The organism is Achromobacter sp. SIMBA_011, assembly GCF_046535435.1.
Lineage (GTDB): Bacteria > Pseudomonadota > Gammaproteobacteria > Burkholderiales > Burkholderiaceae_B > Achromobacter > Achromobacter dolens.
In genome coordinates this window covers 1-323 of the sequence record NZ_JAWRWN010000197.1, presented here as the reverse complement: position 1 = coordinate 323, position 323 = coordinate 1, and the positions used below count along the sequence as shown (strand labels likewise).

1 pseudogene is annotated in these 323 nt (G+C 60.1%); it reads left to right on the top strand.

The window, feature by feature from the left end:
* Positions 1-323: pseudogene (locus SB816_RS30555) on the top strand (hypothetical protein); the annotation flags it as partial.

The window sequence follows — 323 nt, the reverse complement described above, 5'->3', positions numbered from 1 at the left end:
CGGCGTGAGCGCCCTGTTTTCGGAAGGCCGGCTGCTTTCGACACTGAATGCCTGGGGCATTCACTTTTGCTCGCTGCTCTTGACCTTCGGCATGGTCAACTGGCTGCCCACCATCATGAACAAGATGGGCTACGATATCAGCTCGGCACTCAGCTTCTCGATCATGCTCAATGTCGGGGCCGCGATCGGCATTCTCGTGGGCGGACGCTTTGCCGACAAGGGGAACGTCAAGGTGGTCGTGGCGGGTCTCTTCGCCATCGGTGCCGCCTCCATCTGGGCCCTGACAGTCAACAAGGGGCCGCTTCTCTATTTCTTCGTCGCCC